The following is a 15,478-nucleotide window of genomic DNA, read 5'->3' on the forward strand; positions in this document are numbered from 1 at the left end:
AATTCCGGCGGTGCCGGTCGCGGCTCGCTGGGCGAGTCGCGGAAGTCTGTCTAGTGTCACCACCAGAAACCTTGCGGTGACCGTTACATAAGGGCGTACAAGCGTATTACAAGGGGCCGAGGATGAAATTTTTTGTGTCGGTGGCCGGGTAAATGCAGCACGGCACCCGAGGGTGCCGTGCCAGTGAAGCGGTTATTTGCTGTCGCGGTGCTCGAACTCGCCTTCGATCACATCGCCCTCACGCCCCAGCGGCTGGCGTGGAGCCGGGCCGCCACGGGGTTGCAGGTCGTCGGCGAACGCGCGCTGGCGAATCGCCGCCTCTTCGGCACGCTGCCGCATCTTGCCGGCCAGCACCTTGCGGGTGAACGGCAGCAGCATCACCAGGCCCACCACGTCGCTGATGAAGCCCGGCAGGATCAGCAGGCCGCCCGCCAGGGCCATCATCAGGCCTTCGAGCATGGTCTGGGCCGGCAACTCACCACGGTTCAGGCTTTCACGGGCCCGCAACGCCGTGGCCAGGCCGGCGACGCGCAGCACCAGAACGCCGAGCATCGAGCCGAGAATGATCAGCAGCAGCGCCGGGAAAAACCCGATCGCCCCACTGACTTGAACGAATACGAACAGCTCCAACACCGGGAACAGCAGAAAGAGCAATAAAAAAGGGCGCATCAAATGTTTCCTCAACGCAAGAATGCCTTGCCAGTACACACTAGATGACGCCGCCCCTGCCTGAATTCAAGCTGAAGCCGATTCTTTTTTCGGCCAGGCCGCAGCATGAGCCAATGAAACCAAGGCTTCACGCACTTGTGTCGGCGTGTTGCAAGGCTCGGCAAAGGGTAGCCAGTGGAGGGATTGGCCAATACGCAGGTGCATGCCTTCGCTGTCGATGCCGGCCAGTTGCGCAGGTTCAACGCTGGGCAGCCCCGCCAACTCGACGTAATGCGCGATGGCCTGGGTGTGGTCGCGGTTCATATGCTCGATCATGCCGCGCTCCACCTTGCCGGCGAACGGGTTGGCCAGGGTCAGTTGGTCGACCCAGTGAATCGCACCGAACCCGCCTATATAACGGTGACGTACCGGCTTGAGCACCCAGAAGTCGAAATCGTGGGCCTTGTGGTAATTGGCGGAATCGGGGAAGTAGCGGTAATAACGCTCGGCCGCCACTTCGATGGCCGCGTCCTCCTCCAGTTTCTCGGCTTCGGCCAGGTAAGTCAGGCGCCCCACGGCCTGCACATCGTCGGCCTCGCGCTCACCCACCAGCAGCGAGCACTTGGGGTCTTTCTGCAGGTTGTGGGTGTGCTGGGCAATCCGACTGATCAGGATCAGCGGGCGGCCGTGCTCGTCGAGGCAGTACGGCGCGACCGAGCCGAAAGGAAAACCGGGCATGGCCTTGGACAATGTGGAGAGGACCCCACGGTATTCCTTGAGCAACAGCTCTCGGGCGTTCTTGGCAACCTGTGCGCTCAACGTATGACTCCTCGGATATTCAACCGCCCACAATCTATGGGAATGGATCTCAACACAAGGTAATCAATCCGCGCGCCGGTTGCCAGGGACTCGCTTACCAGGCCACGCCAAAGCCCGCGGTGTAACGGGTCTTGCTCAGGCTGCTTTCCGAATCGCCGCTGATCACGTCGCGCTCGGCCTTGAGGTTGAGGGAGGCCCACTCGGTAACCTTGTAACGCAGGCCTATTTCCGCATCCAGGGAATAATCGGCGGGTGCATCAATAGGTTTGCCCAATTCGCCGTTGGTGAAGAACTCGACGGTCTTGCCCACCAGGTAGCGGTTGTAGTTCCACTTCATGGCCAGGGAATAGAAGTTGTCCTTGCCGCCATTGGCATATTCATAGTCGGTGCGGTTGACCAGCGAGCCGAGGGAGAAGGCCCCGAGTTCGTCGTCCCAGAACTGGTAGCCCGGGCCGGTACCGACAGTGCGCTGGCGCGCCAGGTCTTCGACCTTGTCACGCTTGTAGGTCAGGCGCCCCTGCCAGAACCAATGCTCGGTGATGAACCGGTCCAGGTCATATTCCAGGGCCCAGTTGTCGGTGGTGGTCACGTCGTCCTGGAACTCGCGGTTGTATTCGCCCTGGCCGGTATGGCGCCACTGGCCATGGCGCGCGGTGGTCTTGAAGTCGATGTCGTAGTCGTTGGTGTCTTTCTCGCCGCGCTTGTAGTCCAGCGCCATGTCGACATTGCCCTTCCACACCAGGTCTTCGATCACCGGCTTGGGCTTGATGATCTGCTGGATGCTCGCCAGATCGACGGTCTTGGGCGCCTCGCCGTTGGCCAGCACCACTTTGCCATCATCCGCCGCCTGGAGGGATTTGGCCTTCTCGCCGCTGTAGGCATCCTGCTTGACCAGCAGCTCCTGGTCGCTTTCGAGGGTCTTGACCTGCTTCCAGTCCACCGGGATCGCACCCGCGTAGTCGGTCTGGATCAATAGCTTGCCGCCGTCGAAGACCTTGATCTTGCCGGTCAGGCGGTCACCGTTCTTCAACCACACGGTGTCTGCGAGCAAGGGCGTTGAGGCGGTTAAAACAGCAAGGCACAGCAGGGTTCTGGACAACATAAGCGGATAGGGAGCTCAAGATTGGCGAAAAAGGGCGATTATCGTGTTAGATAGCTAGGACTGACTCAAGGATTTATATTGAGTTCAATTCTCATCAGCATGTTTACAGACGTTTCTTACAAACAGACAGACGTTTTCAATGGAAAGCCCACAGTGACTCAGCCAGCCGAAACCCCGCAAAGCCCCGCCGAGGTGCGCCGCGCTGCGCTGTACCTGACCTTGGCACAAGTCCCCGAAGGGTGTGTGGTGAGTTACGGGGAGTTGGCGCAGTTGGCCGGGCTGGGGCGCGCGGCGCGCTGGGTCGGGCGCACACTCAGCCAACTGCCGGGCGACACGCGCTTGCCCTGGCACCGCGTGCTGGGTGCCGGTGGTCGGATAAGCCTGCCGGTGGGCAGCGCCTCGGGCGACGAACAACGCGCGCGCTTGCGCGATGAGGGCGTCACGGTGCGCAACAATCGCGTGGATATTCAGCGTCATGGCTGGCGCCCGGTAGAGCACAGCGGTTAGAGTGCGCGCTTTGTTTCCGCAAACCTGAGGCAGACTCCAGCCCATGCCCCGTAAAACCTGGCGCGCCGCGCTCGCTGCCTATGCCAGCCCCTCGACGTTAGTGCTGCTGTTGCTCGGCTTTGCCGCCGGCCTGCCTTACATGTTGGTGTTCTCGACGCTTTCGGTGTGGCTGCGTGAGGCCGGTGTGGCCCGCGAGACCATCGGCTATGCCAGCCTGATCGGCCTGGCCTATGCCTTCAAATGGGTGTGGTCGCCCTTGCTCGACCAATGGCGCCTGCCGCTGCTCGGCAAACTCGGACGTCGTCGTTCCTGGCTGGTCCTTGCCCAGTCGCTGGTGATCCTCGGATTGATCGGCATGGGCTTCTGCGACCCGCAGAAACACTTGTCCTGGCTGATCGCCATTGCCGTTGTCGTGGCCTTCGCTTCCGCCACCCAGGACATCGCGGTGGACGCCTACCGCCTGGAAATCGCCGACGACAGCCGCCAGGCCGCATTGGCCGCCAGCTATATGTCGGGCTATCGCATCGCCGCCCTGCTCGCCACGGCCGGTGCGCTGTTCTTTGCCGAAGGCTTCGGCTCCACCGGGTTCAACTATAAACACTCGGCGTGGACCGGCACCTATGTGCTGTTCGGCGTGCTGATGATCCCGGCGCTGCTGACCACCTTGTTCATGCGCGAACCCAACGTGCCGCTGCGCACCCAGTTGCAGGCCGGGCGCTACAGCTTCATGCACCAACTGATGTCGGTGTTTGTGCTGATCGTGCTGCTGGTGTCGGTACCGGCGATGTTTACCCAGCTGTACAACACCGACTTCGCCAGCGTGCTGTTCCAGGGCGTCAGCCTGTGGGACCTGCTGATGGAAGACCGCGCGTTCCTGCGCGCCATCCTCTATGTCACCCTCACGGCCCTGTGCCTTTCGGCCATGGGCCGCCGGGGCCTGGCGCCGGTGCTGACGCCGGTCAACGACTTTATCCTGCGCTACCGCTGGCAGGCGCTGCTGCTGCTGGGGCTGATCGCCACCTATCGCATGTCCGACACGGTCATGGGCGTGATGGCCAACGTGTTCTATATCGACCAGGGCTTTACCAAGGACCAGATTGCCGGGGTCAGCAAGATCTTCGGCCTGATCATGACCCTGGTCGGCGCCGGCATGGGCGGCCTGCTGATCGTGCGCTTCGGCATCCTGCCGATCCTGTTTATCGGCGGCGTGGCGTCGGCCGGCACCAACCTGCTGTTCGTGATGCTCGCCGACAGGGGCCCCGACCTGCAGATGCTGATCTTCACCATCTCCCTGGACAACTTCAGCTCGGGCCTGGCCACCTCGGCCTTTGTGGCCTACCTGTCGAGCCTGACCAACCTGAAGTTCTCCGCCACCCAATATGCCCTGCTCAGCTCGATCATGCTGTTGCTGCCGCGTCTGATCGGCGGGTATTCGGGGGTAATGGTGGAGAAGTTCGGCTATCACAACTTCTTCCTGATCACCTGCATGCTGGGTGTACCGACATTGCTGCTGATTGCGCTGCACTGGTATCAAGAGAATCGGCGGATTCGCTTGAATCCGCCGGCAGAGGACTGACAGAGCCTCGCCTGTAGGAGCGAGCTTGCTCGCGAAGCAGTCACAGACACCGCGTTCATCCCGGTTTCCCGCGTCATCGTTGACAATCTTCGCGAGCAAGCTCGCTCCTGCAAGCAGCTCTGCAGCCTGATGCCTGTACGGCGACAGTTTGCGCCCGTACAATCCCAAGTCATTTCAAGTCCAAGCAACCGACAACGGCCTACCATGCGTACCAGTCAATATTTGCTCGCCACACAAAAAGAAACGCCTTCCGACGCCGTGGTGGTCAGCCACCAGCTGATGCTGCGCGCCGGCATGATCCGCAAACTGGCCTCCGGCCTGTACACCTGGCTGCCCATGGGCTTGAAGGTGATGCGCAAGGTCGAGGCCATCGTTCGTGAAGAGATGAACGCCGCCGGCTCTTTGGAAGTGTTGATGCCGAGCACTCAACCGGCTGAGCTGTGGCAGGAATCCGGGCGCTGGGAAGAGTACGGGCCTGAGTTGCTGCGCTTCAAGGATCGTCACGGCCGCGATTTCTGCGCCGGCCCGACCCACGAAGAAGTGATCACCGACCTGATGCGCAATGAGCTGAGCAGCTACAAACAGCTGCCGCTGAACCTGTATCAGATCCAGACCAAATTCCGTGATGAAATCCGCCCCCGCTTCGGTTTGATGCGTGGCCGCGAGTTCATCATGAAGGACTCCTATTCGTTCCACGCCGACCAGGCGTCCTTGCAGGTCACCTACGACCGCATGCACCAGGCCTACTGCAACGTGTTCACGCGCCTGGGCCTGAAATTCCGCCCGGTTGAAGCGGACAACGGTTCCATCGGCGGCGCCGGCTCCCACGAATTCCACGTGCTGGCCGAATCCGGCGAAGACGATATCGTCTTCAGCAACGGTTCCGACTACGCGGCGAACATCGAGAAAGCCGAAGCCGTGCCGCGTGAAACCTCGCGCCCAGCCCCGGCTGAAGAACTGCGCCTGGTGGACACCCCGGATACCAAGACCATCGCGGCCCTGGTGGAAAAATTCAATCTGCCGATTGAAAAGACCATCAAGACCCTGATCGTGCATGCCGAGGAAGAAGGCAAGCTGATCGCCCTGGTGATCCGTGGCGACCATGAGCTCAACGAAATCAAGGCGGCCCAGCAGCCTGGCGTGGCCAGCCCACTGGTCATGGCCTCCGATGCCGAACTGCGCGACGCCATTGGCGCCGGTGCCGGCTCCCTCGGCCCGCTGAACCTGCCGCTGCCGATCATCATCGACCGCTCGGTCGAACTGATGAGCGATTTCGGTATCGGCGCGAACATCGACGACAAACACTACTTTGGCGTGAACTGGGAACGCGACCTGCCGGTTCCGACCGTCGCCGACCTGCGCAACGTGGTGGCCGGCGACCCGAGCCCGGATGGCAAGGGCACCCTGGAAATCAAGCGCGGCATCGAAGTCGGGCATATCTTCCAGCTGGGCAACAAGTACAGCAAGGCGATGAAGTGCGAAGTGCTGGGCGAGAACGGCAAGCCGATCACCCTGGAAATGGGTTGCTATGGCATCGGCGTATCGCGCGTGGTGGCGGCTGCGATCGAGCAGAACAACGACGAGAAAGGCATCATCTGGAGCGACGCACTGGCGCCGTTCCAGGTCGCCCTGGTACCGCTTCGTTATGAAACCGAGCAAGTACGCGAAGCCACCGACAAACTGTATGCCGAACTGACGGCCGCCGGTTTTGAAGTGCTGCTCGATGACCGGGACAAGAAAACCAGCCCGGGCATCAAGTTCGCCGACATGGAACTGATTGGCATCCCGCACCGGATCGTGGTCAGTGACCGTGGCCTGGCCGATGGCAATCTGGAATACAAGAGCCGGACCGAAGCCGAAGCCCAACCGTTGCCGGTGGCTGACGTGCTGTCTTTCCTCCAGGCGCGTATTCGTCGCTGAAAACCAGATCAAGAGAAGTCATGTTCAAGCGAAACACCAGAGCCCTGGGGGGCGCCGCCTTGTGCGGCGCCCTGCTGGTCAGCGGCTGCGCCAATCAGATGTCGCAACGCAGTGAGCACGAGGAGCGGGTCGAGCGCAAATTGCTCGATCACAGCCTGCAGATCGATGTAGGCGAGCCCAAGGTACTCGAGCTGCCGCAACGCAGGGTTCGCATTCATGAACAAAAGACCTTTGAGGTCACCGAATTCGAAGTCACCCGTCGTTACGACCGCTACACGCCCTACCAGCCCTGGCGGGAAGTGTATGAAGTGCCCCTGGGCGCGGTCGCCTTGGTGGCGGGAGCCGGTGCCAACGTGGCGAATATCTTCGCCCTCGGCAACTTGCCCACCAGTATGACCCACGACTGGCTGACCTACGGCGTGGACGGCCTCAACCCGCTCATGAACGTCCAATCCCATGGCCGTGCGCAACAGAACCTGGCGGGTATCGATGAAGTCCAGCGTGACAAGCGCGTGGAGTATTCGAGCCTGCCCTGGAGCGAACGCCCGGTACAGGTGACTGCGGGCAAGCAGACCCATGAACTGACCACCGACCGCAACGGCGTCCTGCGCCTGAACCTGTTGGACAGCCCGTTTGCCGAGCAAGACCTGAACCACGTCACGACCCTGAAGATCAGCGTGGAAGATGGCCAGGACGATGTGCATTCGGACTCGACCCTGGCAATCAGCAATACCTTGCGTGGCAAGTTGCTGGAAGCCCACGGCCTGATCTACGACGATCTGGAAGACGATGAAGTCAACCAGTGGGTGCACCGGGTCAAGCGTCTGTCGGAGCTGGGCCTGGAAGAAGAAGCCAGCGAACTGGAACAGAGCCTGATCGAACTGACACGCAATGATCCGGAGTTGCAGCAGGAGTTTCTGCAGGCACTGACCAAGGATGCCGGGCGGCTGGTGGCGGATCCAGGGGCTCGCTAGGACCTCAGGACAGGCGCAGATCTAACTGTGGGAGCGGGCAAGCCCGCTCCCACAGTTGGTTGGCGGTGACTACCAGCAGAGCTCGAGCTGTTCATTGCCGCTACTGAGGTCCAGTAACCGCACGCCAATCCCCAACAACCGCACCGGTTTCCCTCCCCGGTTAAACGCCTGCGTCAGCAGCTGTTGATAACTCTCCAGATCGCGCCCTGCCCCCGCCTGCTCCAACGTGGTCTGGGTAAAGTCATGAAACTTGACCTTCACGAACGGCTTGCCCGCCCGGTAACTGCTGTCGATGCGCGCCATGCGCCCGGCCAGGGTCTCCATCAGTTCCGGGAGTTTTGCCAGGCAACTTGAAAGGTCGGGCAGGTCCACGTCGTAGGTGTTTTCCACACTGATCGATTGACGACGGCTGTCGTTCTGCACCACGCGGTCATCGATCCCACGGGCCAGGCTCCAGAGCCGCTCACCAAAACTGCCGAATTCGCGCACCAGCGCCAGCTTGTTCCACTCGCGCAGTTGCAGGCAGTCTTCAATGCCCAGGCGCGCCAGCTTGTCTGCCGTCACCTTGCCCACACCGTGCAACTTGTTTACCCGCAATTGGGAGACAAAGTCTTCGACCTGGTCCGGGGTAATGACAAACAGGCCATTGGGCTTTTTCCAGTCGCTGGCGATCTTGGCGAGGAATTTGTTCGGCGCCACGCCGGCGGACACGGTGATATGCAGCTGATTGGAGACCCGGCGGCGAATATCCTGGGCAATACGCGTGGCGCTGCCGCCAAAATGTGGACTGTCGGAGACATCCAGGTAAGCCTCATCCAGCGACAGCGGCTCGATCAGGTCGGTGTAGTCACGAAAGATTGTCTGGATTTCCTTCGACGCTTCCTTATAAGCCTCCATGCGCGGCTTGACGATGGTCAGGTCCGGGCACAGCTTCAAGGCATGGCGCGACGACATCGCCGAGCGCACTCCATAGGCCCGCGCTTCGTAGTTGCAGGTGGCGATCACCCCGCGCCTGTCAGCCGAGCCTCCGACCGCCAACGGTTTTTGCGCCAGGCTCGGGTCATCGCGCATCTCGATGGCGGCGTAGAAGCAATCACAGTCGACGTGGATGATTTTGCGCTGGGTCATATAAAGAGGGGTAATTCAACGGGTAGTCAGTATCGCACTCACCCCTGTATATAGCACCAGTAGTTTGAATCTTCCGCCTCAGCGGTAGGATATTTCCCAGATGAATTTATTTTCCCAATCGAAATTAACGCCCCAATAGAGCTGAAACCCTTGGCCCTACTGGCCCGCACGACTCAAATGGCTGTGCTTGGAGAGCTAACCGATTGAACCACAAGCGCTTTTCTTCGATTCACAGGTTGACACACCCGCGTTCCTCTGTAGAATGCCGACACACAGACGCGGGATGGAGCAGTCTGGTAGCTCGTCGGGCTCATAACCCGAAGGTCGTCGGTTCAAATCCGGCTCCCGCAACCAAACATCAAGAAAGGCTACTCGAAAGAGTGGCCTTTTTTGTGCGCGCCTGATTTGTGCTTGTACGAAAATTGTAAGACAAAAAATCTTTACCCATCGCGCACTTACCTTTCGCAGTCGACCGCCACCGCTCATTTCACACTTATTTGACCCATCGGCCCATTAACGGTTGACACACCGCCGTTGGGCTGTAGAATGCCGCCCACAGACGCGGGATGGAGCAGTCTGGTAGCTCGTCGGGCTCATAACCCGAAGGTCGTCGGTTCAAATCCGGCTCCCGCAACCAAACATCAAGAAAGGCTACTCGAAAGAGTGGCCTTTTTTGTATCTGGTGAAAAAGTTCTTCTGAAACAATGGCATGGCATCTTTCATGAAACCGTACACGGTTTGTAGAGTCCATTTCATCGCATGCCTTGCTTACGCCTCTACGACCAATGGCCGCAGTCGCCGTCCCCGGTGATCCGCGTTAATATTTGTAATTATTTTGTCCATAGGGATTGGTAACTTGGCTGGATACCTCCATCCTGTCGCGCACAATCCACGAGGTGATTGATGCGCGCCAACTCGTCTGAACCACAAGACACCGTCACAGCAGAACAACCGATCGCTCCTGCCCGCTTACGCTGGCTGGATCTGTTGAGCAAATACCGGCAACCCATCGGGTTGGCCGTTACGTTGTTGCTGTTCGCCATTGCCCTGATCGCCTGCCGGCACTTGCTGCTGGAGCTGGATCTCTATGCGCTCCACGACTCGATCCTGGAAGTGCCCAAGCCAGCCCTGCTCGGCGCCTTCGCCGCCGCCGTCGCAGGCTTCATCATCCTGTTGGGCTACGAGTTTTCCGGCGCGCGCTATGCCGGGGTGAAACTGCCCGCCAAGACCCTGTCCCTCGGCGGCTTTACCGCGTTTGCCATCGGCAATGCCATTGGCCTGTCGATGCTCTCGGGGGGCTCGGTGCGTTACCGGCTATATGCACGCCATGGCGTCGGGGCGTCGGAAGTGGCCCATATGACGGTGTTCGCCAGCCTGGCCCTGGGCTGCGCGCTGCCACCCCTGGCCGCATTGGCCACGCTGAGCAACTTGCCGGCTGCATCGACCTATCTGCATTTACCGCAAAGTGTGCTCGGCGGCATTGCCGGTGCCGTGCTGTTGCTGTCGACCATGCTGTGCATCGGCATTTATCGTCGACGCCTGCCGGAACAACCGTATCCGGACAACCTGCTGGTCAGGATCGGCCGCCGTACCCTGCGCCTGCCTGGCCGGCGCCTGACGTTCCTGCAATTGGTCATTACCGCATTGGACGTCGCCGCCGCCGCCACCGTCCTTTATATGCTGCTGCCGGAAGCGCCTCCCTTCGGCCCTTTCCTGCTGGTGTATCTGCTGGCCCTGGCCGCTGGCGTGCTCAGCCATGTACCGGGTGGCGTGGGGGTGTTCGAGGCGATCCTGCTGGCGGCCTTCGCCGACAAGCTCGGCGCCGCACCGCTGGCCGCCGCCCTGCTGCTGTACCGCATGATTTATGTGGTGCTGCCGCTGCTGATCGCCTGCGTGTTCCTGCTGGTCAACGAGGCCCAGCGCCTGTTCCAGACCCAACAAAGCCTGCGGGTGGCCTCGGGTTTGGCCGCGCCGGTGCTGGCCGTATTGGTTTTTTTGTCCGGCGTGGTCCTGCTGTTTTCCGGCGCCACGCCAGAAATCGACTCACGCCTGGAAAACATCGGCTTCCTGATTCCCCACCGCCTGATTGACGCTTCGCACTTTGGCGCCAGCCTGATCGGCGTGCTGTGCCTGCTCTTGGCCCAGGGCCTGCGCCGACGCTTGTCGGCCGCCTGGATGCTGACCATGGTGCTGTTGCTGGTGGGCGCCGTGCTCTCGCTGCTCAAGGGTTTCGACTGGGAAGAAGCCAGCCTGATGACCATGACCGCGGTGCTGCTGGCGATCTTCCGCCGCTCGTTCTACCGCGCCAGCCGCTTGACCGAGCTGCCGTTTTCGCCGTTGTACCTGGTGGCCAGCGTCTGCGTGCTGGGGGCCTCGATCTGGTTGCTGCTGTTTGCCTATCAAGACGTGCCTTACAGCCATCAGCTGTGGTGGCAGTTCACCCTCGACGCCAACGCCCCGCGCGGCCTGCGCTCACTGCTCGGCGCCGCCGTGCTGCTGGTGGTCGTTTCGCTGACCTGGTTGCTGCGCACCGCGCGCCCGGTGATCCACCTGCCGACCGCGGATGAGCTGGAGCGTGCCTCCAAGATCCTCATGGCCTCGTCCCAGCCCGACGGCGGCCTGGCGCTGACCGGCGACAAGGCGCTGCTGTTCCACCCCAACGACGAAGCCTTCCTGATGTATGCCCGTCGTGGCCGCAGCCTGGTGGCGTTGTATGACCCGATCGGCCCGACCCAGCCACGGGCCGAGATGATCTGGCAGTTCCGCGACCTGTGCGACATCCACCATGCGCGCCCGGTGTTCTACCAGGTGCGGGCGGAGAACCTGCCGTACTACATGGACATCGGCCTCACCGCGATCAAGCTGGGCGAAGAAGCCCGCGTCGACCTGAAACGCTTTGACCTGGAAGCCAAGGGCAAAGAGATGAAGGACTTGCGCTACACCTGGAACCGCGGCACCCGCGATGGCCTGTCCCTGGAGATCTGCGAGCCGGGCACGGCGCCGATGGATGAATTAAAAGTTATCTCGGACGCCTGGCTGACCGGTAAGAATGTGCGCGAAAAGGGCTTTTCCCTGGGACGCTTCAGCGACGACTACCTCAAGCACTTTCGTATCGCGATCATTCGCTTCGAAGGACGCCCGGTGGCCTTCGCCAACCTGCTCGAGACCTACAACCACGACCTGGCCAGCCTCGACCTGATGCGCGCCCACCCGGACGCGCCCAAGCTGACCATGGAGTTCATGATGGTCGGCCTGATTCAATACTATAAGAGTCACGGCTACGCCCGCTTCAGCCTCGGCATGGTGCCGTTGTCGGGCCTGCAACCGCGACGTGGCGCACCACTGACCCAGCGTCTGGGCTCGATGGTGTTCCGTCGCGGCGAGCAACTGTATAACTTCCAAGGCTTGCGCCGCTTCAAAGACAAGTTCCAGCCTGACTGGGAACCCCGTTACATGGCCGTGCCCGCAGGACTTGATCCGCTGGTGGCACTGGCCGATACCGCCGCCCTGATTGCGGGCGGCTTGACTGGATTGGTGAAACGCTGATGATTCGACGCTCCTGGCGGTATGTATTGGCCTTCGTAGTGCTGCTCGCCCTGGTCCTGGGTGGCGGCTTCTGGTTCTGGAACCGCCCTGCCCCGCAGCCGGTTCTGGAGCAACTGCCCCAGGCCGATGGTTCGGTGATGACCCGTGTCACCCCGGCAGGCACCCCGAAAGCCCGCGTCGCCGTGGCGGTGATGGCCGACGAAACCCTGACCGACAGCCAACTGATCACCCTGAGCCAGGGTGGCAAGGCGCAGATCGTCCAGGTGATCCTGCCAAAAGATGACTGCAAGTTGCAGGAACAGGCGCTGCAAAGCGCTCTGGGGCAGCTCAAGGGCCCGGCGACCCTGGTCAGCGGCATCGGCCCTGGCGCAGCACTCGCCTGGCGCTGGCTGGCCGCCCAGAACGACGACAAGGCCAATGCCATTTCCGTGGGTTTCACCCTGGTGCAGGAAGGCTGCAAGGACCCGCTGCCAAAAACCGCCGCCCACGGCAACTGGCTGGTGGCCTGGAACGACAACCCCGACGATGAGAGCGCCAGCTTTGTCCGCGACACGCCGCGCGCCACCACCAGCATCAGCGACTACGACATTCACTACCCGCAAGTGTTGAACAACGAACTGCGCAAGCAACTGGTCGGTTCGGACAACGGCGGGCTGGCGATTCCGGTGGTGGAAGTACCGGCTGGCGAGGCCAAGGACACCGTCACGCTGTTCCTCTCCGGAGACGGAGGCTGGCGTGACCTGGACCGCGATGTGGCGGGTGAAATGGCCAAGATCGGCTACCCGGTGGTCGGCATCGACACCCTGCGCTATTACTGGCAGCACAAGACCTCGGAACAAAGCGCCAAAGACCTCGCCGAACTGATGCAGCACTATCGGCAGAAGTGGGGCACCAAGCGCTTCGTGCTGACCGGTTATTCGTTCGGCGCCGACGTACTGCCGGCCATCTACAACCGCCTGCCGGAAAACGAACAGCAACGGGTCGACGCGATTATCCTGCTCGCGTTCGCGCGCACCGGCAGCTTTGAAATCGAAGTGGAAGGCTGGCTGGGCAACGCCGGCAAAGAAGCCGCCACCGGCCCGGAAATGGCCAAGCTGCCGCCTGAGAAGGTGGTGTGCATCTACGGTGCCGAAGAAGTCGACGAGAGCGGTTGCACCGACAAGACTGCCGTAGGCGAAGCGGTGAAGCTGCCAGGTGGGCATCACTTCGACGAAAACTACCCGGCGCTGGCCAAGCGCCTGGTGGATATCATCGTCAAGCACCAGGCCAAGGCCGAGTAATCCCAGGCGTTACGCAAAACCCAATGTGGGAGCGGGCTTGCTCGCGAAAGCGGTGGTCAGTCACAGCAGCATTGACTGATACTCCGTATTCGCGAGCAAGCCCGCTCCCACATTTGCTTTGCGGTGTCAGTAAAATCTAGCGCGGCTCGATATGCGCAATCATCAACTGCACTGTTTCATTCCCGCGAAACTCGTTCACGTCCAGCTTGTAGGCCAATTCCACCCAACGCACTGTCGGGTTCGGCCAGACTTCGCGGTCCACCCCAAACGCAATGCCATCGAGCTTCACAGAGCCGCATTCACTCTTGAGCACCACTTTGAGGTGCCGCTCCCCAACCACACGCTGCTCCACCAACTGAAATACCCCGTGAAACAACGGCTCGGGAAAATGCTGCCCCCACGGGCCGGCATGACGCAGGGCGCGAGCCAGTTCCAGGTGAAACTCTTCCACCGCCAGGGTGCCATCGGACAGCAGCCGACCGGTGAGGTCTTCTTCGCGCAGTTGCCGACGCACTTCGGCATCGAACGCTTCGGCAAACAAGGGGAAATTCGCCTCGGCTAACGTCAACCCCGCCGCCATGGCGTGGCCGCCGTACTTGGCGATCAGGTGAGGATGCTGGCTGGCAACCACCGCCAGGGCATCACGGATGTGAAAGCCCGGCACAGAGCGCCCCGAGCCCTTGAGCAGACCATCACCGGCATCGGCGAAGGCGATGGTGGGGCGGAAATAACGTTCTTTCATGCGCGAGGCCAGAATGCCGATCACGCCCTGGTGCCATTGCGGATCGAACAGGCACAAGCCGTATGGCATCGATTCCACCGGCAGGTCCTTGAGCTGGGCCAGGGCCTCGCGCTGCATGCCTTGCTCGATAGATTTACGGTCCTGGTTCATGCCGTCCAGTTGCGCGGCCATTTCCCGTGCAGCCGCAACATCGGTGGTGAGCAGGCATTCGATGCCCAGGCTCATATCATCCAGGCGCCCGGCGGCATTGAGCCGTGGCCCGAGGATGAAGCCCAGGTCGGTGGACGTGATGCGCGCGGCATCGCGCTTGGCCACTTCGAGGATCGCCTTGATCCCCGGCCGTGCGCGCCCGGCGCGAATGCGCTCCAGGCCCTGGTGCACCAGGATGCGGTTATTGGCGTCCAGGGGCACCACGTCGGCAACGCTGCCCAGGGCGACCAGGTCAAGCAGGTCGCCGATATTCGGCTGCGGCGTGTTCGCATACCAGCCCAGCTCGCGCAGGCGCGCACGCAGGGCCATCAATACGTAGAAGATCACGCCCACGCCGGCCAGCGCCTTGCTGGGGAACTCGCAACCGGGTTGGTTCGGATTGACGATGGCGTCGGCCGCCGGCAATGCATCACCGGGCAAGTGGTGGTCGGTGACCAGCACCTTCAGCCCCGCCGCTTTCGCGGCTGCCACGCCCTCCACACTGGAGATCCCGTTATCCACGGTGATCAGCAATTGCGGCTCACGCTGCAGGGCAACGGCAACAATTTCCGGGGTCAGGCCGTAGCCGTATTCGAAACGGTTGGGCACCAGGTAGTCGACATGGGCCGCACCGAGCAGACGCAGGCCCAGGGTGCCCACGGTGCTGGCCGTGGCGCCATCGGCGTCGAAGTCGCCAACGATCAGGATGCGCTGGCGCTGTTCCAGGGCCGTCACCAACAGGTCCACCGCCGCGTCGATGCCCTTGAGCTGCTGATAGGGAATCAACCGCGCCAGGCTTTTATCCAGCTCGGCTTCCGATTGCACCCCGCGTGCGGCGTAAAGACGGGTCAACAACGGTGGCAATTCACCGAGAAACGGCAGGACAGCGGGCAACGGGCGGGGATCGATACGCATGGACTGGTGGTGACTTCTCTTCAATAACTGTAGGAGCGAGCTTGCTCGCGAAGGTCGTGAATGATGACACGGGTGGTCTGGATGTACGCGGCGCTGTCAGGTTTTTCGCGAGCAAGCTCGCTCCTGCAGGAG

At 61.4% G+C, this 15,478-nt stretch carries 11 protein-coding genes and 2 tRNA genes; 8 read left to right on the forward strand and 5 right to left on the reverse strand.

All coding sequences use genetic code 11. The annotated features are described in order from the left end of the window. Positions 1-192 precede the first annotated feature (192 nt). The 3 genes from AB4O05_RS26995 to AB4O05_RS27005 all read right to left on the reverse strand — a co-directional run bounded on the left by AB4O05_RS26995 (position 193) and on the right by AB4O05_RS27005 (position 2,569). Positions 193-669, reverse strand: coding sequence for an FxsA family protein (locus AB4O05_RS26995; protein WP_460134278.1), 477 nt, complete (start codon positions 667-669; stop codon positions 193-195). 66 nt (positions 670-735) lie between these two features. Further along, on the reverse strand, positions 736-1,467 hold the full coding sequence (locus AB4O05_RS27000; protein ID WP_460134276.1) for a HugZ family pyridoxamine 5'-phosphate oxidase: 732 nt from the start codon (positions 1,465-1,467) through the stop codon (positions 736-738). Between the two features lie 94 nt (positions 1,468-1,561). Next, entirely contained in the window at positions 1,562-2,569 is a 1,008-nt protein-coding gene (locus AB4O05_RS27005; RefSeq protein WP_460134275.1) for a DUF481 domain-containing protein, read from the reverse strand. Positions 2,570-2,722: 153 nt separating this feature from the next. On the opposite strand from AB4O05_RS27005, the gene AB4O05_RS27010 reads away from it, so the two are divergent. The 4 genes from AB4O05_RS27010 to AB4O05_RS27025 all read left to right on the forward strand — a co-directional run bounded on the left by AB4O05_RS27010 (position 2,723) and on the right by AB4O05_RS27025 (position 7,546). Beyond that, positions 2,723-3,076, forward strand: coding sequence for an MGMT family protein (locus AB4O05_RS27010; protein ID WP_460134274.1), 354 nt, complete (start codon positions 2,723-2,725; stop codon positions 3,074-3,076). Between the two features lie 43 nt (positions 3,077-3,119). Then, positions 3,120-4,652, forward strand: a complete 1,533-nt coding sequence (locus tag AB4O05_RS27015; protein WP_460134272.1) for an AmpG family muropeptide MFS transporter — start codon at positions 3,120-3,122, stop codon at positions 4,650-4,652. Between the two features lie 204 nt (positions 4,653-4,856). Beyond that, positions 4,857-6,572, forward strand: coding sequence for a proline--tRNA ligase (locus tag AB4O05_RS27020; RefSeq protein ID WP_460134270.1), 1,716 nt, complete (start codon positions 4,857-4,859; stop codon positions 6,570-6,572). A gap of 20 nt (positions 6,573-6,592) precedes the next feature. Continuing rightward, on the forward strand, positions 6,593-7,546 hold the full coding sequence (locus AB4O05_RS27025) for a hypothetical protein (protein ID WP_460134269.1): 954 nt from the start codon (positions 6,593-6,595) through the stop codon (positions 7,544-7,546). A gap of 69 nt (positions 7,547-7,615) precedes the next feature. Here the strand turns inward: AB4O05_RS27025 and dinB are convergent, their stop codons facing one another. After that, a complete protein-coding gene (gene dinB, locus AB4O05_RS27030) occupies positions 7,616-8,674 on the reverse strand; it encodes a DNA polymerase IV (RefSeq protein ID WP_460134267.1) in 1,059 nt (352 codons plus the stop codon). A 277-nt stretch (positions 8,675-8,951) separates the two neighbouring features. Between dinB and AB4O05_RS27035 the strand changes: the two genes are divergently transcribed. The 4 genes from AB4O05_RS27035 (at position 8,952) to AB4O05_RS27050 (ending at position 13,500) form a co-directional block, all read left to right on the forward strand. After that, positions 8,952-9,028 (forward strand) — tRNA-Met (locus AB4O05_RS27035). A 206-nt stretch (positions 9,029-9,234) separates the two neighbouring features. Next, positions 9,235-9,311, forward strand: a tRNA-Met gene (locus AB4O05_RS27040). 266 nt (positions 9,312-9,577) lie between these two features. Further along, positions 9,578-12,220, forward strand: coding sequence for a bifunctional lysylphosphatidylglycerol flippase/synthetase MprF (gene mprF / locus AB4O05_RS27045; protein ID WP_460134266.1), 2,643 nt, complete (start codon positions 9,578-9,580; stop codon positions 12,218-12,220). After that, entirely contained in the window at positions 12,220-13,500 is a 1,281-nt protein-coding gene (locus AB4O05_RS27050) for a virulence factor family protein (protein ID WP_460134264.1), read from the forward strand. Before mprF ends, AB4O05_RS27050 begins: the two co-directional genes overlap by 1 nt. Before the next feature lie 136 nt (positions 13,501-13,636). On the opposite strand, the gene recJ is transcribed toward AB4O05_RS27050, so the two are convergent. Next, on the reverse strand, positions 13,637-15,346 hold the full coding sequence (gene recJ, locus AB4O05_RS27055; protein WP_460134262.1) for a single-stranded-DNA-specific exonuclease RecJ: 1,710 nt from the start codon (positions 15,344-15,346) through the stop codon (positions 13,637-13,639). Between the last annotated feature and the right edge of the window lie 132 nt (positions 15,347-15,478).

Source organism: Pseudomonas sp. S1_G07, from assembly GCF_054668565.1.

Bases quoted from the DNA above. Each gene is read 5' to 3' on its own strand.
- AB4O05_RS26995 (WP_460134278.1), bottom strand. From the start codon at position 669: ATGCGCCCTTTTTTATTGCTCTTTCTGCTGTTCCCGGTGTTGGAGCTG.
- AB4O05_RS27005 (WP_460134275.1), bottom strand. From the start codon at position 2,569: ATGTTGTCCAGAACCCTGCTGTGCCTTGCTGTTTTAACCGCCTCAACG.
- AB4O05_RS27015 (WP_460134272.1), top strand. From the start codon at position 3,120: ATGCCCCGTAAAACCTGGCGCGCCGCGCTCGCTGCCTATGCCAGCCCC.
- AB4O05_RS27020 (WP_460134270.1), top strand. From the start codon at position 4,857: ATGCGTACCAGTCAATATTTGCTCGCCACACAAAAAGAAACGCCTTCC.
- AB4O05_RS27025 (WP_460134269.1), top strand. From the start codon at position 6,593: ATGTTCAAGCGAAACACCAGAGCCCTGGGGGGCGCCGCCTTGTGCGGC.
- dinB (WP_460134267.1), bottom strand. From the start codon at position 8,674: ATGACCCAGCGCAAAATCATCCACGTCGACTGTGATTGCTTCTACGCC.
- mprF (WP_460134266.1), top strand. From the start codon at position 9,578: ATGCGCGCCAACTCGTCTGAACCACAAGACACCGTCACAGCAGAACAA.
- AB4O05_RS27050 (WP_460134264.1), top strand. From the start codon at position 12,220: ATGATTCGACGCTCCTGGCGGTATGTATTGGCCTTCGTAGTGCTGCTC.
- recJ (WP_460134262.1), bottom strand. From the start codon at position 15,346: ATGCGTATCGATCCCCGCCCGTTGCCCGCTGTCCTGCCGTTTCTCGGT.